Raw genomic sequence first — 21,041 nt, forward strand, 5'->3', positions numbered from 1 at the left:
GGCCAGTCATGTCAGAACAACAAAACAAAAGTAAAGGCGGTCTGGGTACAAAGATCATCTTGCTCGTCGTCGTCCCCGTCCTGTTGATGGCGGTGTTAAACCTTGGGGTCAGCTATAAAACAGATACCCTGTTTGACACTACCCTGATGACGTTGAACAATAATGCGGATAACACCGACCGACTGCTTGGTGCCAGCAACGACGTCAGTAAAAGACTGGTTGTGGTGCGCGACCATTTTTCAACGCTCAACAATTTCCATCAAAAAAGCATCCTGCAACGTGATAACCGTGCGGTCAAAGAAACCCGCGCTTTACGCGATGCGACAGAAAATACATTTAATGATCTCGCCTTTTCCATTGAATACTTAAAACAAACCATCAACCAAACAGAGATGATGCAAGGCGGCAGCGAAACCCAGAAAATGATCGAAAAGCGATTAAGATATCTGGAACGTACCGCAAAGACCCTGCCCAACATGTTTCAACTCTATCTGGAATCTAACGAACGTAGCCTTGAATTTTTAGGCAAACGACGTGCAGATAGTGCGGCAAACAACTTCATCTATGAAGAAGCCAGCCGTCAAAAAGTCATTCAGGATACACTGGACCATACGGCCTCCGTTCTGGATAACCTGCTTAACGATATCCGCCTTAGCGCAAACGACAAACGTACCAGCTTTAAAGACAAAGTCCTGGGCGAGTTGAATGAAACCTCTACCCTGAATTTTATCATTCTAGGTACGGTCTGCGTGGTTCTGGTCCTGATCAGTGTCGTTTTTGCCAACCGTAAAATCTCCAATCCACTCATCAACATGGTCAATGCCATGGGTCGTTTGAGTGAAGGGGATGTGGATGTGGATATTCCGCAAAAACAGAAAGATGAAATCGGGTCCATGGCAAAAGCCCTTGAAGTCTTTAAAGGCAACCTGATTGAAACCCGCCGCGTGAGTGAAGAACGTGCACAGGAACGTGAACGGCTCGCCGCTGAACAACAAGCCCAGCGCAACGAACTGGCCGATGGTTTTGAAAGCAAGGTTGGGGAAATCGTCAACACCGTAGCCAGTGCCTCAAACCAATTGCAGTCCACCGCAAAAGGCATGAACGACATTGCAGCAACCAACCAACAACGCGCGAGCAACGCAACAGAAGCTGCAACACAGGCAACCACCAACGTCAACACCGTTGCCTCCGCAGCGGAAGAGCTGAGCAATTCCATCAACGAGATTTCTCGTCAAGTGGCGGAATCGTCCAGCATGGCAGCCCAAGCCGTGGAACAGGCGACAAACACCAATGTCACCATGCGCGAACTGGCAGAAGCCGCCAACAAGATCGGTCAGGTCATCAATCTGATTACCGATATTGCAGAACAGACCAACCTGCTGGCGCTTAACGCCACCATCGAGGCCGCACGTGCCGGTGAAGCAGGTAAAGGCTTTGCGGTTGTCGCAAGTGAAGTGAAAAACCTTGCCAACCAAACGGCCAAAGCCACCGATGAAATCTCTTCACAGATCAACACCATTCAATCCACCACAAACAATGCCGTGGATGCCATTGATGAAGTGTCCAACATGATCAACCATATGAACGAGGTATCCTCTGCGATCGCCGCAGCGGTTGAACAACAAGGTGCCGCAACACAAGAGATTGCGACCAACGTTGAATCGGCTGCACACAGCACCCGTGATGCGTCAAGCGACATGTCTGAAGTTGTCCAAAGTGCCGAACAAAATGGGCAAGCGGCGAATGATGTGTTGCATGCGGCAGAGGCGCTATCGTCCCAAGCGGGCAATCTGCGCACGCAAGTTGACGAATTCCTCCAGCAGGTTCGTAACGGTTAAGTCACTGACCAAGTCAAAAAAAAGGGGAGCCATCTGGTTCCCCCTTTTTTTATCCGGCTGACAGCATCTGCTTTTCAAACCCGATGACCGCGTAGAGCCCCGCCTGTTCGCGTCGGATGGGCGGTTTGGCATAACTGACATACAGTGTGATATCAGACAGCATCAGGATATTTGCAATTTCAATCACATCTTCCTGCAGCATCTTGGCGGCCCATGCGGGCATCAACCACTGCAAAAACTGCGTCATTAGCTGATACTGGCCCAATTGTGCCGCCGCCAGCATATTTAATAAACACCGTTCATCCTGCGTCATCGTCGGATAATTGAGAGAATGAAGCGCCACCGCCTTGCGGGCACAATGGGACAGCATTTTCTTCAGGCGCATCAGTTTGGCGATATGGATATCGTCCAAACCACTGCCCTTCAAGGCTTTCGGGCAAGATCGTAAAATCCTCAGTGCTAGTGTCTCATCAAGGTCAATATAAGGCTGTTGCGCTCCAAACTGCATCATTCTCTCCTGTTAGGTTGAAGATTAAATAACGCAATTAATAACTACTTGCAATAAATATTATCCCCCTAGCCGGAAGAGGAGGAACCGCTGCCCCGCAACATAGCCTGTGGTAAAGCGCGATAGGCCCGTTCTGCGAGCAGAATTCCTAAAATCACCGCATAAATGAGTGGTTCGCGCACATCCGCCTTCACCAACAAGAAGAAATGAACCACCGCCGCAATCGCAATGGGGTAAACCAGTTTATGAAGCTTTTTCCACCGCGCCCCGCCCAGCTTGCGCACCATAATTTTGGGGGATGTGACAGCCAGCGGAATCAAGGTCAGCAAGGCCCCCATGCCAATGGTGATATAGGGTCGTTTGACGATATCTTTCCAGATGGTATTCCAGTCAAAGAAGTGATCCACCCCCACATAGATGGACAGATGGAGAAACGCGTAGAAGAACGCAAACAGACCGATCATCCGGCGATAGCGCATCCCCCACGCCCAGCCAAACACACGACGCGCCGGACTGATGGCGAGGCCAAGCAGTAAAAACCGCAAGGCCCAATCTCCCAGATCGCGTAAAATCGTTTCAATCGGGTTCGCCCCCAACAAACCGTTCAGCGTGCCATAGACCAACCATAAGGCTGGCCCCAGACAGGCGAGAAACACGAACGGTTTAATCGGGAACTTCTTTTGACGGGCCATTAAAAGTTCGCCTTCAAATCCATCCCTTTATACAGGGACGCCACCTCATCCGCATATCCGTTGAACGGCAGGGTCGGCTGACGGAAGAATTGACCGATGCGGCGTTCTTTTGCCTGACTCCAACGCGGATGATCCACCGCCGGGTTCACGTTGGCGTAAAAGCCATATTCATTGGGGGCTTGCTGCATCCATGTGGAGGTCGGTTGCTGGTCGGTAAAACGAATACGGACAATAGATTTGATGCTTTTAAAGCCATATTTCCACGGCACGACCAAACGCAACGGCGCACCGTTCTGCGGCGGCAATTCCTCCCCAAAAACGCCCGTTGCCATCAGCGTCAGCGGGTGCATGGCTTCATCCATACGCAGACCTTCTGTATAAGGCCACGGAACAATGGGATAGTTCTGCCCCGGAAAACGTTTTTTATCCACTAACGTCGTGAATTCGACATATTTCGCCTTTGAATTTGGCTCAAACTTCTCAAGGATACTGGAAAGCTGCACCCCCACCCACGGCACCACCATGGACCATGCTTCCACACAGCGCAGGCGATAGATGCGCTCTTCCTGCTGGAACTTACTCAGCAGGTCTTCAATATCCAACTGACCGGGCTTGTCGCACAACCCATCCACAGTCACCGACCAAGGCCGGGACTCGAAAGTCGCGGAATTATCCATCGGATCCGTTTTTCCGGTCCCGAATTCATAAAAATTATTATAGCCCGTCACTTCGTCATATTTGTTAACAGGCTCATCGGTGCTGAACGGGCTTTTGATTAAATTTTTAAACTTCTTGGGCATCGCCGCCGACACGGACCATGGAAACAAGGCCGCCCCCGCCAAGGCCGCACCACCTTGCAAGAAGGAACGTCGGTTCAGGTACGTTGATTTTGAGGTGATCTCAAACGACTTCGGGTCACTGGCGATGCTATTTCTAATCAACATAGGTTCTCTCACTTTTAAAAAGGTTAGCTGCTTCCTACTGTAATATGGTAAACAATCTCGCGCCCCCAACATTTGATAACTTTTTCGTGAGCAGACATGAGTATTGAAGAGAGGATCACCGATCTGGAAATCCGCCTGACCCATCAGGAGGACACCATTGACGATCTCAATAAAACCGTGTTTGAACAGTGGCAAACCATCGAACGTCAAGGCAAGGAAATCGAAGCTTTGAAACAACGGCTCAGAACCTTTACTCAGGCTGAGATCGACGATGCGCCCTACCTGCCGCCTCATTATTAGTGAAAGGACGAGGGAATGATCAAATATAGCTTACGCTGCGGCGAAGGTCACGTTTTCACAGACTGGTTTCAAAGCTCCGGCACGTTTGATACCATGCGCGATGCTGGGGAACTTACCTGCCCTGAATGCGGATCTCACGATGTCGCAAAAACCATCATGGCCCCCAATGTCGCCGCCGCTGCCAGCCAAAGCGCACCAGCCTGTGCCTCCGCCCCCATGTGCGGCAATACCGGTTGCCCGGGGATGCAAAACGCATGAGACTTTCCCTGATCCTTGCAGGCCTTTTTGGCGCCAGCGCCGTTGCCATCGGGGCTGTATCTGCCCATGCCGACCTGTCTGAGTATGGGCGCACCCTCGTTGACAAAGGCGTTCTCTATCAGTTTATCCATACACTCGCGATCGTCGCGACCGCTGCTTTCGGTGTAGAAAAGTCCAAGTTGCTGTTGGTGGCGCAAGCTTTGTTCACTCTTGGCATTTTGCTCTTCTGCGGAAGCTTATATAGTCTTGGATTTGCTGAAACACGCCTGTTTGGCAATTCAGCCCCCTTGGGGGGAACGTCCTTTATCCTGGGCTGGCTTTTCCTTGCCGCCTATGGGTTTATGTACGCTCGACCACGCCCGTCCCAGCCGTAGCCGTATCGGTTAACGCCATGGTCACGCCCGGCATTTTACCCTTCAAGACATTATGATGGTATTTAACCGTCATTGCCAACCCGCCGAATTTGGTCGGAGACAGCATCTTGTGTCCTGCTTTAGGTAACGGGATACCGATCTGTTTTGAAAACAGAACCATAATGGCGACAGTTGTTGCATGATCAAAGACCAGGCGGGTAATCTCGTCCTTCATGGGACAGGAGACTTTGGCAACCACACTAAAATCCTCACCGCCCATAACCCGTATGCCGCTGACACGACTGTCCGTCGCCTCCCCCCCAGTGGTTCGGGAGTGATAGAGCGACAAGGCATGACGCAGCTCAATTTCTGAATATTCTATTCGTCTAACTTCTTTTGGCATAACATGCCTCTCATAAAGGAGATCTAGATATAGTTATGCCCTAAATCGATAATAAGTATCCTCCCCTATTTAGAGGAGAAAAAGACAAAAAAAGAGAGCAATTTCAAATAGAAATTACTCTCTATATAACTTTTAAAACTTAAAGTTAAGAGGCACCCTAACCATGACGGATATAGAGGATAACCTTTTCACCTTCCGCCTTTACGATTTTTTGCCCACTCTTGGGAACCGGAATTTCGCTTTGCTGACAAAAAACCAGTAAAGCTGTCAGAATATCTTTATCACGCAAAGGATATTGAATTTCCTGATCCCCTTGAAAGAAAGCACTGAACCGGCTGGAAGAGTTCGGATCACTCACCATACGGATCAGGACGCTTTGCGGAATCCCCTGCCCTGTCTTGGCACAAAATACCCGTAAGGCGTTTTCCACTTCAGGCAGACTAAATTCCAGCTTTCTTATTTCCTGCGCCATCTTTCCTGTCCCTCCTGTCCCACGACTCCTAATGGGCCTCCTGCCAATTTTTGCCTGTGCCGATATCAACAACCAGCGGCACACTCAACTGCGCAGCACTTTCCATGACGTCTTTCAGAATCTCGCGGGTCTTTTGTTCTTCTTCAGGCAGAACTTCCAGAACCAATTCATCATGCACCTGCAACAACAGTTTTGTCGACAGACCAGCTGCTATCAACGCATCCGGCAGACGCACCATCGCGCGCTTAATAATATCAGCAGCCCCGCCCTGAATGGGGGCGTTGATCGCCGCGCGTTCCGCCATCGCGCGGATGGCGCCGTTTTTATCATCAATACCGGGGATAAAGCATTTGCGACCAAACAAGGTTTTTACATAGCCAAATTCCTTGGCCTCTTCCTTGGCATTGTCCATAAAGTCGCGGATACCGGGATATTTTTCAAAGTAAGCCGTGATATAATCTTTGGCTTCGTCATTGGTGATCCCCAACTGTTTTGCCAGACCATATTGCGATTGCCCGTAAATAATCCCGAAGTTGATCGCCTTGGCATTACGGCGCACCATCGGGTCCATCCCTTCCACCGGCACCCCAAACACTTGAGACGCGGTCATGGCGTGGATATCCACCCCATCGGTAAAGGCCTGTTTCAAGGCGCCAATTTCCGCCACATGGGCAAGCAGACGTAATTCAATCTGCGAATAGTCAGCCGCCATCAAAATCTTGCCTTCTTCCGCAATAAAGGCATGGCGGATCCGACGCCCTGCTTCGCTGCGGATCGGAATATTCTGCAAGTTTGGATCACTGGAACTTAAGCGCCCGGTCGAGGTCACCGCCTGCTGGAACGACGTATGCACCCGCCCTGTCTTGGGGTTGACTTGCGCGATCAAGGCATCGGCATAGGTGCTCTTCAGCTTGGACAGCTGACGCCATTCAATCATCTTGGTCGGGATTTCGTGCCCCTCAGCTGCCAATTTTTCAAGGATCGTGACACTGGTTTGATACGCCCCTGTCTTGCCCTTTTTACCACCGGGCAGGCCCAGATCATCAAACAGGACTTCCCCCAACTGCTTGGGCGATCCGATGTTAAATTCTTTACCCGCAAGCGTGTGAATTTCGCCTTCCAGCTCTGCCAAGCGGGTGGCAAATTCTTCACTGATGGCGCGCAGCTCCTGCACATCCACCTTAATGCCATTGGTTTCCATCAAAGCCAAAATCGGGATCAACGGACGTTCCATGGTTTCATAGAGCGTCACGTTCTTTTCTGCCGCCAATGTGGGTTTTAACAGTTTATGTAGGCGAAGCGTGATGTCCGCATCTTCCGCGGCATACTCCAGCGCCTTATCCAGTTCTACCTGATCAAAGGTAATCTGTTTTTTACCTGTGCCACACACATCCTTAAACGGGATCGGTGTAATATCAAAATGCAGCTCCGACAGCTCGTCCATCCCATGCTTATGCATGGCGCCATCATTGATGTAAGACAGCACCATGGTGTCATCAATCGGGCTGACCTTAATGCCACCATTATCCGGGTTTGCCAGCACCAACAGATCATACTTGATGTTCTGTCCCACTTTCAAAACCGTCTGAGCTTCCAACAAAGGTTTTAGAATCTCGATCGCCTGATCAAAGGGTACTTGTTCCGGGGCGCTGACTTCTGCTTCCCCATCGCCAAACAAAGATGACTGTTCCGGCTGTCCCGACACATGGCGCAACGGAATATAACAGGCCGACCCCACTGCATAGGATAAAGACACACCGACCAAGCGCGCACGCGTGGCGTTTAGGCTATCCGTTTCCGTATCCACGGCAACCACGCCCGCAACCATTGCCGCATCCACCCAGCGTTGCAGGTCAGCCGCTGTCTGGACCAGCTCATATTTTTTCTCACTCGGGCACAGCTGCGCCACCGATGGGATTGCCACATCGCCGTCACTGCGGGCCTGATGTTGTTCTTTGCATTCAACTTCCACCCCAAATTTTGCGGCGATGCGCGGAATGAGGGATTTAAAGGATTGTTCTTCAAAGAAATTAATCAGTTTTTCCGCGTCAAACTGCTGATTGGCAAAAGACTCCAGCGGCACCTCTACCGGCACATCCTGACACAGGGTCACCAACTCTTTAGACACACGTGCCTGTTCTGCCTGTTCGATCAAACGTTCGCGGCGTTTTGTCTGCTTAATCTCGCCAGCGCGTTCGAGCAGCGTTTCCAGATCGCCATATTCTGTGATCAATTGTGCGGCTGTTTTCGGGCCAATACCTTCAACGCCCGGCACGTTATCAGATTTATCCCCGCTGAGCGCCTGCACATCGATAACTCGGTCCGGTCCCACGCCAAACTTTTCCACCACCTCGTCATAGGTGATGACTTTATTTTTCATGGTATCCAGCATGGAGATATTTTCATCCACCAGCTGCATCAAGTCTTTATCAATCGACACAATCGTGACCTGCGCCCCCATGCGGGAGGCTTGCTTGGCATAGGTCGCAATCAGGTCGTCTGCCTCATAGCCCGCCATTTCAACGCGCGCGACGTTAAACGCCTCCACGGCTTGGCGCACCAGATCAAACTGCGGGATCAGGTCTTCCGGCGGTGGCGGACGATGGGCTTTATATTCTGGATAGATATCATTACGGAACGTCTTTCGCGCCGTATCAAACACCACGGCAATATGATCCGCGTCCGTGTCGCTCAACAACTTCATCAGCATGGAGCAGAATCCATAAAGCGCGCCCACAGGTGTGCCGTCTTTACGGGTCATACGATTGCGCATATTGGCAAAATACGCACGGAAAATAAAGCTGGACCCGTCAATCAGATAAACGTGTTCCGGCTTGGTCGGTGTGTTTGATGTATCAGTCATAAAGCTGACTATAGCGAAGCTTTAATCAAGCACAAGAAAGAAAGTAGAAGGCTTAAAAAAAGAAGGTTCCCGCATGACTTGACGCGGAAACCTTCGTAAACTAAATCCTGTTAGAAAGCTGTGACCTAATGCCCGTGCAAGGTCGCGCCTTCTTTCAATTTATAAGTCTTGGAGCAATAAGGACAGACGACTTTATATCCGTCTTCCGGCTTCAGGCTTAGGAATACCCGCGGGTGGCCAGCTGCGCCGCCTTCCCCATCACATGCAACGGATGCAGTTTCAACCTCGATGATTTCTTCAGGCTTCATTATTGCCCCCTAAAAACATTGTAATAAATTTAACTGAATGATACCGATTGCCGACTAAATTTACAACCGGAGCAAATTTCGTGACAGCTTCTATAGCGCAAAAAAACACCGATGGCACCCCAAATCCTCAACCTGATGCAGCGATTGAGGTGAAAAATCTCTCCAAGATTTACAAGGGGTCTTATGGACAGCCCGAAAAGCATGCGTTGAAGGATGTCTCACTTACAATCCCGCGCGGATCGTTTTTTGCACTGTTGGGGCCAAACGGGGCTGGCAAGTCAACCTTCATCAACATCTTGGCGGGCCTTGTGACAAAAACATCCGGGGACGCCCAAATCTGGGGCTACGACATCGAAGATCAAATGCGTGCCGCGCGTCGCTCCATCGGGATTGTCCCGCAGGAACTTAACCTCGACCCGTTTTTCACCCCACGTGAATTGCTGGAAGTCCAAGCCGGTCTTTATGGTGTGCCACAACATCTGCGCCGCACCGACGAAATTTTAGAAGCGGTGGGCCTGAGTGATAAAGCCAAATCCTATGCCCGCACCCTATCCGGCGGGATGCGCCGGCGCTTGCTGGTCGCCAAGGCCATGGTCCATTCCCCGCACATTCTGGTGCTGGATGAGCCAACCGCCGGGGTGGATATCGAACTGCGCATCCAGCTTTGGGATTATGTACGCGAGCTTAACCGCATGGGCACAACCGTCCTTCTGACCACCCACTATCTGGAAGAAGCCGAGGAACTGTGCGACAAAGTTGCCATCATCAACCATGGTCGCTTGGTTGCGTGCGACGAAACAAGCACGCTCCTGTCCAAAATGGATGCGAAAGAACTGATCGTCTCCATTAGCGAGGAACTAACGGACGTGCCCGCCTCTTTACGTGGCTTTGGCTATAACGTCACTTTGCAACCGGGCAACCGTTTGTCGTTCCAGTACAGTCCAAGTAAAGTAGAGATTGCAAAGATTTTCGAACTGGTGCATGAAGCAAAGCTCACCATTACGGATCTCACAACCGAAGAAAGCGATCTTGAGGACCTCTTCCTCAGGCTCACACGCCAAGATAATGCTGAACACGCTTAAAGCCTTACTCGTTCTCCTCACCCTGACGGCCTGCACCCCTCATATTGAGGGATTGGGCAAACGCACACAGGTCCCTGATCTTGACGGCGACACGTTTTATGTCGCCCAAGACGGGGTTCGTCTGCCCTTGCGCATTTGGGAACCAAAAGAACCTGCAAAAGCCGTCCTTATCGGGGTCCATGGCTTTAACGATTATGGCAACTTTCTCACGCCGGGGATGGAAACCTTTCTGCAGGACAATGCCATCAAGCTGATCACCTATGATCAACGCGGGTTTGGTAAGTCTGCCACACGTGGTTTCTGGCCCGGTAAAGAAGCCTTGGTCAATGATCTGGCAAATATCATTCATCTGGTTCACAGCCGCTATGAACACCTCCCCCTTTATGTGATGGGGGAAAGTATGGGCGGGGCGGTTGTCGTCAATACCCTGACGCAGGTGAAACCCTTGCCCATTGAAGGCGCGATCCTGTCGGCCCCTGCGGTCTGGGGGCCAAGTTCTTGGCCGTGGTATCAAAAAGCCACCCTCTACGCCATGAGCTACACCATGCCTTGGCTGACCCTGTCGGGTGGTGGCATTGTCCAGCCGACAGACCATCTGGAAAATTGGAAAAACTGGAGCCTTGATCCCCTCGTCATCCGCAACACCCGCGTAGATGCCATGTGGGGCGTCAGCTGGTTGATGGAAGATGCGCTCAACGCCGCGCCTGATTTGGACGTCCCGACCTTGATGCTGTATGGGGCCAATGACGAAGTGATCCCCCATAAACCCACCGCACAGTTTGTCAAAAAACTACCTGCCAACGTCAAGGTCGCGTATTACCCCGACGGCTGGCATTGGCTCTCACGCGATCACAACGGCCCGACCATTTGGAAAGATGTCGTCAGCTGGATCAACACCCCCGCAAAAGACCTGCCATCCGGTGCAGATCAGGACGCGCGAAAGAACTTCTAGGCCTGCCCCTCAGGGGTTCTATCCAACGGATGCTTTTGCTGTTGATAGAGCAAAAGCATCGGACCAAAGGCGGCAAACACCGTCAGGAACCAGAAAGAATAGGCATAGTCTACATACAAGAACAGTGTCGTATAGCTGATAATCACGACTCCACGGATAAACAGATTGATCCGTTGCGTGTACGCTATAAACCGCCCGATGACGTCGTTTGACACCAACTCCATCGCAATGGTCTGGCGCGAAATCCGTGATAGGCTGTTAAATACCCCCCACCCGACAGAGACAACACAAAGGCTGACGATCCCATCCTCAAAAATCAAAAAGGCTGTCACCAACACAAATCCACATACGGCGGTGACAAGGCTGACATAAGGGTCAATCCGTGTCAGCAACATGCCGGAAAAAGCCCCCGTTAAAATCGCGCCCACCGTGTAGGACAAGGTGACCAACGCTAACGACTGCGCGTCACTCTTTAACACGTCGGCGACAAAAACCGGCTTGATTATATTCAACAGCATCACACAGATGAACGGAATATTCCCCGCCGTCACCAGATAGATCAAAGCTTTGTTAAAATTCAGATCATCGCTTGCGGCCGTGATCTTCTTGGCCTGCAGCGGGCGCACCGGCTCGTCAATCCGCCCAAACAAAAAGGCCGATAGGGCAAGACTTAAGGCGCAGACAATAAAAATCGCTTCCATCGGCAGGATATCCAGCAACAACACCGCGATTGTCCCCGCACTAAAGGCCGCAATCTGGTTTTCCACTTCCAGCCAACCGTTTAGCTTGCCATAATTTTCCCGCACCGTAAGGGATTGGGCCAAGGCCCCGCGTGCGGTGTAATAAAAATTAAAATAGACCTGCATCAAGACATAAGCGACCAACAAGGACGTCAGATAGATCATCCCGCCAATGGGCAAAAAGGCCAAGGCGCAGAAAAGAAGACAGCCACAGGTCGAGGTGGTCATCAACACGGTCGTGCGTTGCCCGCGATCAATAATCCGCCCGATCATCGGCATGATATACATAATCAAAAAGATCGTGATCGTCGCAAGAATGGTAAAGGTATTGCTGCTGGATTCTTTAATAAATAGCCACGGGATCAGGATGGACGCGATCCCGACCGCGGCAGACGCACAAAAGTTCGCCAGCAACATTTGACGGATTTTGCGTTCCAGCAAGAGGGGGGAGATTTTGAGCCGCACTAGACTTCCGCTTCGTCAATGACCCATGCTTCGTCCTGTGCAGCCTCGACCCACTGTTGCATGGGCGCAAAATCCCGGATCGCCTCGCTATACTCTTGCAACGGTCCTTCAAGCGCAACGCCATAGCTGTTAAAGCGCCAAACAATCGGGGCGTACATAGCATCCGCAATGGTAAAGCCACCAAACAGGAACGGGCCTGCTTGCGTCTTGCGTGCCAGACAGTTTTGCCAACTGTCTTTGACCCGTTCGATCTCAAGCTGACATTCCGGCGTGACGGAGAAATCGTCCACAACGCGACGAATATTCATCGGCATTTCATTGCGGATGGTAAAAAAGCCGGAATGCATTTCCGCGGCAACAGAACGGGCAAGTGCACGTTCCTGAACATCAACAGGCCACAGCCCCGCACCGGGATTGCTGTCGTTGAGATACTCACAAATCGCCAACGAATCCCAGATACAAAAATCATCCACTTTCAAGACAGGAACCTTGCCCGCCGGTGAATGGGTAAGGATTTTATCCTTAAAACCGTCCTGCATCAACGCAATGACAATTTCATCAAACTCCAGCCCAAGATGCTTCATCACCAACCAAGGACGCAGGCTCCAGGACGAATAATTTTTATTCCCCATGACGAGAGTGTAGCGTGACATGATTTCCTCCGTTATTGTGTAAAAAACATATCTTTAAAAAAGGGTAAAGTCTATGGCCGCAACAGAATATCTCATTAAAAAGAGTGATTTAGACCCTATTCCCCTTGTGCCTATTGCACCAGAGGAATTCGATAAATGGTTGAAAAAGCAAAACAAAGACATCCAAAACTGGGTGGGTGCAAATGCTTTTAGCGCGCGCGCAGGCAGCTTCCTCTTACTCCCCTCCAAGAAAGGCGAGATCGACCAAGTGCTGGTTGGCATCTCTAAAGACCGAACCATGTGGGATTACGCAGCCCTGCCCGCAACTTTGCCCGAAGGAACTTATAAGATCAAAGGCCGCCTGAAAGATGAAGAGGCTGACGCCGCCTGCCTCGGCTGGTCATTGGGCACCTATAGCTTTGATTGGTACAAAGAAAGCACGAAAGAATTCGCCACTCTTGTTCTCCCCAAAAATGTTGATGAGACACGCTTGGATGCCCTTGCTGGCGGGATTGAACTGACCCGTGACCTGATCAACATCCCCGCTGCTGACATGGGGCCGGTTGAACTGGCCCAAGCCGCGCGTGACCTTGCGGCTGAGTTTGGCGGGCAATGTTGTGTAATCGAAGATCAAGACCTGCTGGAACACAACTTCCCTGCCGTCTATGCGGTGGGTAAGGGCGCTGCGGAAGGCCGACGCCCGTGCCTGATCGATATGGTCTGGGGCGAGGAAAAAGCCCCAAAAGTGACACTGGTCGGCAAAGGCGTTTGTTTCGACACAGGGGGGCTGGATATCAAACCCGCTGCCTTTATGAAGTTAATGAAAAAGGACATGGGGGGCGCAGCCCACGTCTTGGGTCTTGCCAAAGCCATCATGGCTGCCAACCTACCCATCAATCTGCGCGTCATCATTCCAGCGGTGGAAAATGCGGTATCGGATAAAGCCATGCGCCCACTGGATGTGGTCGAATCCCGCAAAGGTAAAACCATCGAGATTGGGCATACCGATGCGGAAGGTCGCGTGGTACTGGCCGACGGTCTTGCGTTGGCCTGTGAAGATAAGCCCGAACTCATCCTTGATTTTGCGACCTTGACCGGTGCAGCCCGCGTCGCCCTTGGCACCGAACTACCCGCGCTGTTTAGCAACAACGACAAATTGGCCAATGATCTTTTGGCAGGCGGAACGGCAGAAAATGATCACATGTGGCGTCTGCCGCTGTGGAAGCCCTATCGTAAATTGATTGATGGCAAAACCGGCGATCTGTCCAACGAATCTGCCGCCCCTTATGGGGGGGCGATCACAGCCGCCCTGTTCCTTGAAGAATTTGTCGATCATGACATTCCTTGGGCGCATATGGATGTGATGGGCTGGAACACCTCTTCGCAGGCTGGTAAGCCCGAAGGCGGCGAGGCCATGGGCCTACGTGCTGCCTTCCATATGATAAAAAATCGGTTTTAGGGATATTAGGGGTTGCCCTTCTAGGGCAGCTCCTCTAAAACTGTTCGAAACCGTAACGAAATGGCTGTAATCATGGGCGTTGAACTCGAACCGGTCCAAGCGTTGGACCTTTGGCGAAAAGCAATTCTGGAAAGTGTACGTAGAGATGGGCCAGACCTGTCTGCGCGTCAAATGGCGTTGTTGCTGACGGTCTACCTTACACCGCCACCCCATACCGTGCGCGGTCTGGCACAAACACTCAATGTCTCTAAACCCGCCATCACACGGGCGCTCGATCGTCTTGGTCAAATGGAACTGTTGCGCCGCAAGGTCGACGACAATGACCGACGTAGTGTGCTTGTCCAACGTACAGTCAAAGGCTCTGTTTTCCTGCGTGAATTTGGGGAAATCATCGTCCAAAGCGCAGATAAGATGGGCGAAGAGTGATTTGCCTCACAGGTAAGTGGGCCCCCCTCGCCTAAGATCATCTGATCCTTTTTGTGAATGAGGGGTCAAACCTGTGAAAATCAAGAGAAGCGACCTTGACTGGGCCGTCACCCAAAATATCCTGAACCCACAACAGGCAGATGCCTTGTGGACGGGCTTGTGCACCCGGACGGAACCCGACACCAAATTCAGCGTCACCCATGTTCTTTATTATCTCGGCGCCTTGATTATTATCGGCGCCATGAGCTGGTTTATCACCGATGCATGGGACCGGCTTCATTCGTCCATTCTGTTGATCGTCTCCGGTGGCTACCTGTTGGGCTTTTTGCTGGTGGGGAACCTGATGTGGTTTAAATCCCAACATCGCATCCCGGCGGGCCTATTCATCACCATTTCCATCTGCCTGACGCCGTTATTTATCTATAGTTTGCAGCGCGCATTGCATCTCTGGCCCCATCAAAACCCGGGGGATTATCACTCGTTCTTTTCATGGGTCAATGGCGGCTGGTTTGCGATGGAACTGGTGACGCTGATCTCCGGCCTTATTGCCCTCAGACTCTATAAGTTCCCGTTTATGAGTGCCCCTGTCGCGCTTGTCCTGTGGTTTATGTCCATGGACCTGACGCCGATCCTGTTTCAAGGCGAAGGATCGATTTATGAACAACGTAAATGGATGTCGCTGGTTTTTGGGCTAATCATGATTGCCGGATCCTATATGATTGATCGCAACACCAAAGAAGACGTAACCTTCTGGGGCTATTTGTTTGGCTGCATCGCCTTTTGGGGCGGCCTGACACTGCTAGACGGGGATAGCGAACTGTCGCGCTTTGCCCATTTTGCCATCAATGTGGGCTTAATCGCGCTATCGCTTTTCCTAGACCGGAAAGTCTTTTTAATCTTTGGCGTGTTTGGGGTGGTGATTTATCTTTATCACCTGTCTTCCCATCTATTTGAAGACTCGCTGACCTTCAGCATCGCGCTCAGTGCACAAGGACTGTTGCTGGTATATCTCGGCATCCTCTACAACAAACATCACGACAAAGTTGAACGCCACCTCACCCCTTACATTCAAAAATGGCGACCACGCAAGACCCAGGCATAAAAAAGCCGCCTCTTTTTCATGAGGCGGCTTTTAAACTTATTCCTGACCCTTTCAAGCAGCTTGCGTACTCTCGCATTGCTCGGTCAGGACAGCGTAAAGTGCGTCATTGGTATCAGAACCACGCAGTTTTTCGCACACGTTATCGTCACGCAACAGACGCGAGACACGTGCCAGCGCTTTCAGATGGTCTGCCCCGGCACCTTCCGGTGCCAACAGCAAGAAAATCAGATCGACAGGGTCGTCGTCGATAGCATCAAAATCAATCGGTTTTTCAATACGGGCGAAAAGACCGTATAACCCATCCAGTTCATTGAGCTTGCCATGCGGGATTGCAATGCCCTTGCCGACACCTGTGGTGCCCAGGCGTTCGCGTTCCAGCAGCACGTCGAAGATTGCCCGTTCATTCAGTCCGGTAATGTTTGCGGCGTGATGTGCCAACTCTTGCAGGGCTTGCTTTTTGCTTGTCGCACGCAAGTCTGCAACAACACGTTCCGGTGTTAGAATTTCTGAGATTTCCATGTATAGACTACTCTTTGGTTCCTACTCTAAATATCGGCACGTTTTCACGCGCTTGTTGACTCTGCCGTGGCAGGGTCAATCCAGCCGATATTACCGTCCTCACGACGGTATACCACATTTACGCTACCATTTGCACTGTTTCTGAAAACCAGTACAGGTAGGTCGGCCAAGTCCATACGCATAACCGCGTCGGCTACAGCCAGCTTGTGGATTTTGGTGTCCACTTCGGCCACAATAGCCGGAGCGGTTGCTTCTTCTGCGATCTCTTCTTCGTGACCGGAGAAAACAGTATGTTGCGCCTGTTCTATCTGGATACGGTCCTGATCGCGGTGATGATCGCGCAGGCGACGCTTGTAGCGTCTTAACTGCTTGGCGATCCGTTCGATCCCTTCGTCAACAGCGGCATAGGCATCACCTGCCAAACCACGACCTTGCACATGGATTTCTTTGCCCACATGAACCGTAATATCTGCCTTGAACTGATGTTTATCCTTGGAGATCGTCGCCGTGCCTTCGACCGCTTTGTCGAAGTATTTTTCTGTATTGGCTTTGAGCGTGTCTTCAATGTGTGAACGCAGGCTGTCGCCAACGTCCATCTGTTTACCTTGTACAGCAATTCTCATATCTGAAGTTTCCTGCTTGTTATTGGCCTTGTCTCTATTAGCCGACCATCAAGCGCATCTTTCATTTTAAAAACGTCATACAAAGTGATGAAGCGTCTCTCATCGCGCGAAGGCCGGGAACTTAGTGGCAGAGTCCCTATATGTCAATAGTCTTAGTTTATGCCTTTCCTGTTAGACTCACCTTGATATGCATCATAATCATTTGGGTCGTATTTTGGAGAATTCAATTTCTCTTCTTATATCAAAGCTTTCTTTTCTCGCCTTCTTTGTACCGATGAAGGAATATTCAACGCTTCGCGGTATTTTGCCACAGTTCTACGGGCAATGTCGATTCCATCATTTTTCAACAATTGGACGAGTTTATCATCCGAAAGTATCTTGGTCGCCGGTTCGTCGTCGATCAATCGTTTTATGCGGTACTTCACCGATTCTGCAGAATGGGCATCGCCGCCTTCTGAACTGTTGATCGCGGAGGTGAAGAAATACTTCAGCTCAAAAATCCCGCGCGGTGTCGAGATGTATTTGTTGGAGGTCACACGCGACACCGTACTCTCATGCATCTCAACCACCTCTGCAATATCGCGCAGGACAATCGGCTTCAGGTGCTCAATCCCTTTTTTAAAGAACATCTCCTGCTGGCGCACAATCTCGGTCGACACCCGCAAAATCGTCGTTGCGCGTTGGTGCAGGGATTTAACCAGCCAGTTGGCATTCTGAAAACATTCACTAATGTAGTGTTTAGACTCTTTATCCAGCCCCATTTGGGTGACTTCGGCATAATAGGTATTATCCACCAACACTTTAGGCAAATTATCACTATTCAGCTCCACCAGCCATTTACCTTTCAGACCGCGCTTCATGATAATATCCGGCGTGATCGCTTGGGCATCACTTGTATCAAAAGCAAAGGCGGGTCTAGGGTCGAGGGCTTGAATTTCCGACATCATGTCAGCCAGATCTTCCTGATCGACCCGACAAATTTTCATCAAGGCCGGAAAGTCGCGCTTACCCAGCAACTCCAGATTATCAACCAAAGCTGCCATCGCCGGATCAAAGCGGTTTTTGTCCTTAAGCTGAAGCGCCAGACATTCTGCCAGATTGCGGGCAAAGATCCCAATCGGGTCCAGCCCTTGCAATTGATCAAGCACCCGTTCAATCCGGTCCACATTGCACGACAAACTTTCCGCAATTTCTGCGACATCGCCCGTGAAGTACCCACTTTCATCAAGAAATTCCAGCAAGTGAGTGCCGATCAGTCGTTCCATCGGATCATCGATATCCAGATTGATCTGTTCCAGCAAATGGTCGCGCAAAGAAATATCGGCGCTTAAATTCTGTTCCCAATCAAAGCTGTCGCTGTCGCCACCGGCACCACCATAGCTTGTCGTATCCAGCCCACCCGACCCGGCAAGGGTCTGGTCCCCCGGTGTATCGCTGCTCCATTGATTATCCACATCGGCATCAATCGAGTCTGAGCTACTGTTGCTTTCGTTATTGAAGTTAATATCTTCAAGGCCGGGCGCACCAATGTCATCAGCCCCACTGGAAGTGTCTTCACTTTGCAGCGCCTCCACAGCTTCCTGCACCGGGGCATTCTCGCTTTCATCGCGTTGCAGAAGCGGGTTTTTCTCCAACTCTTCTTCCACAAACGCCCCAAGCTCCATGTTGGACATTTGCAACAGTTTGATCGCCTGCTGCAACTGAGGCGTCATCACAAGGGACTGGGACTGTTTTAAATCTAACCTGACGCTGAGTGCCATGGCCTACCCCCGCTTACAAACTGAAACGGTCGCCAAGATAGACGCGGCGCACATCTTCGTTGCCGACGATGTCTTCCGGGCTCCCTTCCATCAGGACAGAGCCGTCGTGAATAATATAAGCGCGATCAATGATATCCAGCGTTTCACGCACGTTATGGTCCGTAATCAAGACACCCAGACCCCGGTCTTTCAAATGCTTCACCAGATCACGGATATCACCAACGGCAATGGGATCGATCCCGGCAAACGGTTCGTCCAGCAAGATAAAGTGCGGCTGTGAGGCAAGCGCACGGGCAATCTCAACACGGCGACGCTCTCCACCGGACAGGGCCAAGGCGGGCGCGCGGCGCAAGTGGGTAATGGAAAATTCCGCCAGCAAGGCTTCAAGGCGGGCTTCGCGGCGGTTGCGTTTTGGCTCCACCACTTCCAGCACGGCACGGATATTCTGCTCGACGGTCATGCCCCGAAAGATCGAGGCTTCCTGCGGCAAATACCCGATCCCAAGACGGGCACGGCGATACATGGGTAAGTCGGTGATGTTCTGACCATCCAGTGTGATGCTGCCATAATCAGGCGCAATCAGCCCTGTGATCATATAAAAGCACGTGGTCTTCCCGGCCCCGTTCGGCCCCAGCAGACCGACGACTTCGCCGCGCTGAATGGACAGGCTTGCCCCACGTACAACCGGACGCTTTTTAAAGCGTTTCCCCAAGCCATCCGCAACCAGCCCCTGGTTATTGGTCACCAGTTCTGGTTTAGACTTTGTTGGAATCGGTATTTCTTTGGTCATAGGATACGCCAATCTTGGTTAGGGTTGGCACCATTATTGCACAGATTTTGTTGTTGGCAAGACCAACCCGCGCACACGGTTGTCATTTGTGCCAGCACAAGCTTTCAAACGGCTCACATTTGTCTTCAAATTCACGGTGGCGGAACAGCCATTCAGGATATTGCCGCCGCGCTTGATCTTGACAGAACCGGTCAGGGTTGCAACCCCGCTGTTCACGTTATAAACGCCCTTGTCTGCCGTCACATGCTCCGTCTTCGTGATAATCACCACATTGCCAAAGGCGTTGACGCGGTGGACCTCACTTTGGCCCTGTTTGTTTTTACGAAACAGGGCAGCAATCACATCCGCCTTAATCTCGCGACCTTCGCGCACGGCGGTTGCATTGCCACGGGCGACGGCTTGCGCGCGTTCTTCCCAATATTCCAGCGTGCCGTCGGCGCTGATGGTATCATCAGGTGTTCTTAACGTCGGACGCCCGCCGGACATCACCATGATGGCGCGTTTTAAGTCATAGACCGCACGATCCCCGGTTGCCGTTTCCGTATCCGACGTAATTGTCACCCCGCCCAACGCTTCCAGACGGTGAATGTTGGTATTGCCGCCCGCATCGCTGGCTTCATCCAAATAATAGGCACGCAGTTCTTCCGCATTGACGGTCACATTTGCCCGTTTGGCAACCGCATTGCCTTGCGCGATGATCAGCTTTTCGTTTTGCTGCCACTCAATCCCGTTATCCGCGTAAATTTCCAAAGGCGCACTTGTTGAACCGCTGGCGAGGTTGATATCCTGAGCAAATGCTTGCCCGCTCAACAGACTAAAAACCAGTGCAAATGAAGCAATACGTTTAATCATTGGGTGTTATTTATCCGGTTCAAATAGAGTTTTGCGCTTGTTTTACCCGTGAAGATGATCGTTTTCCCTTTATCAATCAAGCGAAAACCTTCTGCTTCAATGCGACCGAATGGGCCTTGTCCGACCACGGGATTATGGCCTTCCGCCGACCCGTTAGCCAGATCAATGCCCGTTGTCTGGGTGTGCATCTCATAGCCGGAATCATGGAACAGGTTTACCGCGCCATCCAGTTCAAGGTACTGGGTCGGGCGATCGTAAATCCCGTTTTCAGCAGTCAAAACCAGCCATGAACCGTCATTTAAGGTCACGTCCGCCTTGGGGAGCTCCAGCAGAATACTTTGGGTATCGCCATTTATACGACGGGCAATATCCGCCGTTACCGCAAACGGCTGATTTTCATTATCCGTTCCCGTGTAGCGCGCATTGATCATGGAGGGGTCTTTGGCCTCCGAGAGTTCAATGTTTGAAAAACCGATGGAAAACCGTTTGGAATCGGCACGTAAATGAGGCCAGATAACAATCATGACCACCAACAGAACCGCAAGCAAAGGGAACAGAAGCTTCAGCGTCTGGACAAAGCGGCTGTAGGCACGACTAAAACTGGAAGGCTGCGACAGGCTAATCGCGTGCAGATCACGGTAATCCGTGCGCGATTTGGGCGTTTGCCGCAGTGGTGTTTCAGCCAAGGCCATAAAGCCGT

24 protein-coding genes are annotated in these 21,041 nt (G+C 51.3%); 9 read left to right on the forward strand and 15 right to left on the reverse strand.

All coding sequences use genetic code 11. The features are described from left to right. Positions 1 to 8: 8 nt before the first annotated feature. Positions 9 to 1,838 (forward strand): methyl-accepting chemotaxis protein, encoded by a 1,830-nt coding sequence (locus tag Q397_RS24085; protein WP_051609899.1) that lies wholly within the window; start codon positions 9 to 11, stop codon positions 1,836 to 1,838. 49 nt (positions 1,839 to 1,887) lie between these two features. On the opposite strand, the gene Q397_RS0109955 is transcribed toward Q397_RS24085, so the two are convergent. The 3 genes from Q397_RS0109955 to msrP form a co-directional block, all read right to left on the reverse strand. Then, positions 1,888 to 2,349: a hypothetical protein gene (locus tag Q397_RS0109955; protein ID WP_156950679.1), complete on the reverse strand. Its 462-nt coding sequence runs from the start codon at positions 2,347 to 2,349 to the stop codon at positions 1,888 to 1,890. A 65-nt stretch (positions 2,350 to 2,414) separates the two neighbouring features. After that, positions 2,415 to 3,038 (reverse strand): protein-methionine-sulfoxide reductase heme-binding subunit MsrQ, encoded by a 624-nt coding sequence (msrQ, locus tag Q397_RS21940; protein ID WP_038013408.1) that lies wholly within the window; start codon positions 3,036 to 3,038, stop codon positions 2,415 to 2,417. Next, a complete protein-coding gene (gene msrP, locus Q397_RS0109965) occupies positions 3,038 to 3,982 on the reverse strand; it encodes a protein-methionine-sulfoxide reductase catalytic subunit MsrP (RefSeq protein ID WP_028879297.1) in 945 nt (314 codons plus the stop codon). The genes msrQ and msrP overlap by 1 nt, the downstream gene beginning before the upstream one ends. A 96-nt stretch (positions 3,983 to 4,078) precedes the next feature. Between msrP and Q397_RS0109970 the strand changes: the two genes are divergently transcribed. Genes Q397_RS0109970 through Q397_RS0109980 form a run of 3 tightly spaced genes read left to right on the forward strand, consistent with a single transcriptional unit; the run spans position 4,079 to position 4,914 of the window. Further along, the gene (locus Q397_RS0109970; protein ID WP_038013411.1) at positions 4,079 to 4,282 is read left to right on the forward strand and encodes a SlyX family protein; all 204 of its coding nucleotides are present in this window, start codon (positions 4,079 to 4,081) and stop codon (positions 4,280 to 4,282) included. Positions 4,283 to 4,297: 15 nt separating this feature from the next. Then, on the forward strand, positions 4,298 to 4,540 hold the full coding sequence (locus tag Q397_RS0109975) for a DUF1178 family protein (RefSeq protein ID WP_028879299.1): 243 nt from the start codon (positions 4,298 to 4,300) through the stop codon (positions 4,538 to 4,540). Next, positions 4,537 to 4,914, forward strand: a complete 378-nt coding sequence (locus Q397_RS0109980) for a DUF423 domain-containing protein (RefSeq protein WP_028879300.1) — start codon at positions 4,537 to 4,539, stop codon at positions 4,912 to 4,914. Before Q397_RS0109975 ends, Q397_RS0109980 begins: the two co-directional genes overlap by 4 nt. On the opposite strand, the gene Q397_RS0109985 is transcribed toward Q397_RS0109980, so the two are convergent. The 4 genes from Q397_RS0109985 to Q397_RS0110000 form a co-directional block, all read right to left on the reverse strand. Beyond that, positions 4,880 to 5,296 carry a hypothetical protein gene (locus Q397_RS0109985; protein ID WP_156950681.1) on the reverse strand — a complete coding sequence of 139 codons (417 nt, stop codon included), beginning with the start codon at positions 5,294 to 5,296 and terminating at the stop codon, positions 4,880 to 4,882. The two genes, Q397_RS0109980 and Q397_RS0109985, sit on opposite strands and share 35 nt — an antisense overlap. A 157-nt stretch (positions 5,297 to 5,453) precedes the next feature. Next, positions 5,454 to 5,768 (reverse strand): hypothetical protein, encoded by a 315-nt coding sequence (locus Q397_RS0109990; RefSeq protein WP_028879302.1) that lies wholly within the window; start codon positions 5,766 to 5,768, stop codon positions 5,454 to 5,456. A 28-nt stretch (positions 5,769 to 5,796) separates the two neighbouring features. Next, positions 5,797 to 8,631, reverse strand: coding sequence for a DNA polymerase I (gene polA, locus Q397_RS0109995; protein WP_028879303.1), 2,835 nt, complete (start codon positions 8,629 to 8,631; stop codon positions 5,797 to 5,799). A gap of 125 nt (positions 8,632 to 8,756) precedes the next feature. Next, positions 8,757 to 8,939, reverse strand: coding sequence for a zinc-finger domain-containing protein (locus Q397_RS0110000; protein ID WP_028879304.1), 183 nt, complete (start codon positions 8,937 to 8,939; stop codon positions 8,757 to 8,759). An 80-nt stretch (positions 8,940 to 9,019) separates the two neighbouring features. Between Q397_RS0110000 and Q397_RS0110005 the strand changes: the two genes are divergently transcribed. Both Q397_RS0110005 and Q397_RS0110010 read left to right on the forward strand, forming a co-directional pair. After that, positions 9,020 to 10,021 carry an ABC transporter ATP-binding protein gene (locus tag Q397_RS0110005; protein ID WP_240475052.1) on the forward strand — a complete coding sequence of 334 codons (1,002 nt, stop codon included), beginning with the start codon at positions 9,020 to 9,022 and terminating at the stop codon, positions 10,019 to 10,021. Then, positions 10,005 to 10,973 carry an alpha/beta fold hydrolase gene (locus tag Q397_RS0110010; RefSeq protein ID WP_038013415.1) on the forward strand — a complete coding sequence of 323 codons (969 nt, stop codon included), beginning with the start codon at positions 10,005 to 10,007 and terminating at the stop codon, positions 10,971 to 10,973. Before Q397_RS0110005 ends, Q397_RS0110010 begins: the two co-directional genes overlap by 17 nt. Here Q397_RS0110010 and Q397_RS0110015 read toward each other — a convergent pair. Together Q397_RS0110015 and Q397_RS0110020 are read right to left on the reverse strand one after the other, a co-directional pair. Continuing rightward, on the reverse strand, positions 10,970 to 12,178 hold the full coding sequence (locus Q397_RS0110015; RefSeq protein ID WP_028879307.1) for an MFS transporter: 1,209 nt from the start codon (positions 12,176 to 12,178) through the stop codon (positions 10,970 to 10,972). The genes Q397_RS0110010 and Q397_RS0110015 overlap by 4 nt on opposite strands. Continuing rightward, entirely contained in the window at positions 12,178 to 12,831 is a 654-nt protein-coding gene (locus Q397_RS0110020) for a glutathione S-transferase family protein (RefSeq protein ID WP_028879308.1), read from the reverse strand. The genes Q397_RS0110015 and Q397_RS0110020 overlap by 1 nt, the downstream gene beginning before the upstream one ends. A gap of 52 nt (positions 12,832 to 12,883) precedes the next feature. Between Q397_RS0110020 and Q397_RS0110025 the strand changes: the two genes are divergently transcribed. The 3 genes from Q397_RS0110025 (at position 12,884) to Q397_RS0110035 (ending at position 15,797) form a co-directional block, all read left to right on the forward strand. Then, the gene (locus Q397_RS0110025; protein ID WP_028879309.1) at positions 12,884 to 14,269 is read left to right on the forward strand and encodes a leucyl aminopeptidase family protein; all 1,386 of its coding nucleotides are present in this window, start codon (positions 12,884 to 12,886) and stop codon (positions 14,267 to 14,269) included. A gap of 72 nt (positions 14,270 to 14,341) precedes the next feature. Continuing rightward, entirely contained in the window at positions 14,342 to 14,695 is a 354-nt protein-coding gene (locus Q397_RS0110030; RefSeq protein ID WP_028879310.1) for a MarR family transcriptional regulator, read from the forward strand. 73 nt (positions 14,696 to 14,768) lie between these two features. Beyond that, positions 14,769 to 15,797, forward strand: a complete 1,029-nt coding sequence (locus Q397_RS0110035) for a DUF2157 domain-containing protein (RefSeq protein ID WP_028879311.1) — start codon at positions 14,769 to 14,771, stop codon at positions 15,795 to 15,797. Positions 15,798 to 15,848: 51 nt separating this feature from the next. Here Q397_RS0110035 and ptsN read toward each other — a convergent pair whose 3' ends face one another. The 6 genes from ptsN to lptC all read right to left on the reverse strand — a co-directional run bounded on the left by ptsN (position 15,849) and on the right by lptC (position 21,033). Next, positions 15,849 to 16,316 (reverse strand): PTS IIA-like nitrogen regulatory protein PtsN, encoded by a 468-nt coding sequence (ptsN, locus tag Q397_RS0110040; RefSeq protein ID WP_028879312.1) that lies wholly within the window; start codon positions 16,314 to 16,316, stop codon positions 15,849 to 15,851. Between the two features lie 44 nt (positions 16,317 to 16,360). Then, complete coding sequence (hpf, locus tag Q397_RS0110045; protein WP_028879313.1) at positions 16,361 to 16,939, reverse strand: ribosome hibernation-promoting factor, HPF/YfiA family; 579 nt, start codon at positions 16,937 to 16,939, stop codon at positions 16,361 to 16,363. Between the two features lie 236 nt (positions 16,940 to 17,175). Continuing rightward, positions 17,176 to 18,699 carry an RNA polymerase factor sigma-54 gene (rpoN, locus tag Q397_RS0110050; RefSeq protein ID WP_028879314.1) on the reverse strand — a complete coding sequence of 508 codons (1,524 nt, stop codon included), beginning with the start codon at positions 18,697 to 18,699 and terminating at the stop codon, positions 17,176 to 17,178. A gap of 13 nt (positions 18,700 to 18,712) precedes the next feature. Then, positions 18,713 to 19,489: an LPS export ABC transporter ATP-binding protein gene (gene lptB, locus Q397_RS0110055; protein ID WP_028879315.1), complete on the reverse strand. Its 777-nt coding sequence runs from the start codon at positions 19,487 to 19,489 to the stop codon at positions 18,713 to 18,715. Positions 19,490 to 19,522: 33 nt separating this feature from the next. Continuing rightward, positions 19,523 to 20,341, reverse strand: a complete 819-nt coding sequence (locus tag Q397_RS0110060) for an LptA/OstA family protein (RefSeq protein ID WP_038013417.1) — start codon at positions 20,339 to 20,341, stop codon at positions 19,523 to 19,525. Then, entirely contained in the window at positions 20,338 to 21,033 is a 696-nt protein-coding gene (lptC, locus tag Q397_RS21945) for an LPS export ABC transporter periplasmic protein LptC (RefSeq protein ID WP_051609900.1), read from the reverse strand. Before lptC ends, Q397_RS0110060 begins: the two co-directional genes overlap by 4 nt. Positions 21,034 to 21,041 lie beyond the last annotated feature (8 nt).

This window comes from Terasakiella pusilla DSM 6293 (genome assembly GCF_000688235.1).
Lineage (GTDB): Bacteria > Pseudomonadota > Alphaproteobacteria > Rhodospirillales > Terasakiellaceae > Terasakiella > Terasakiella pusilla.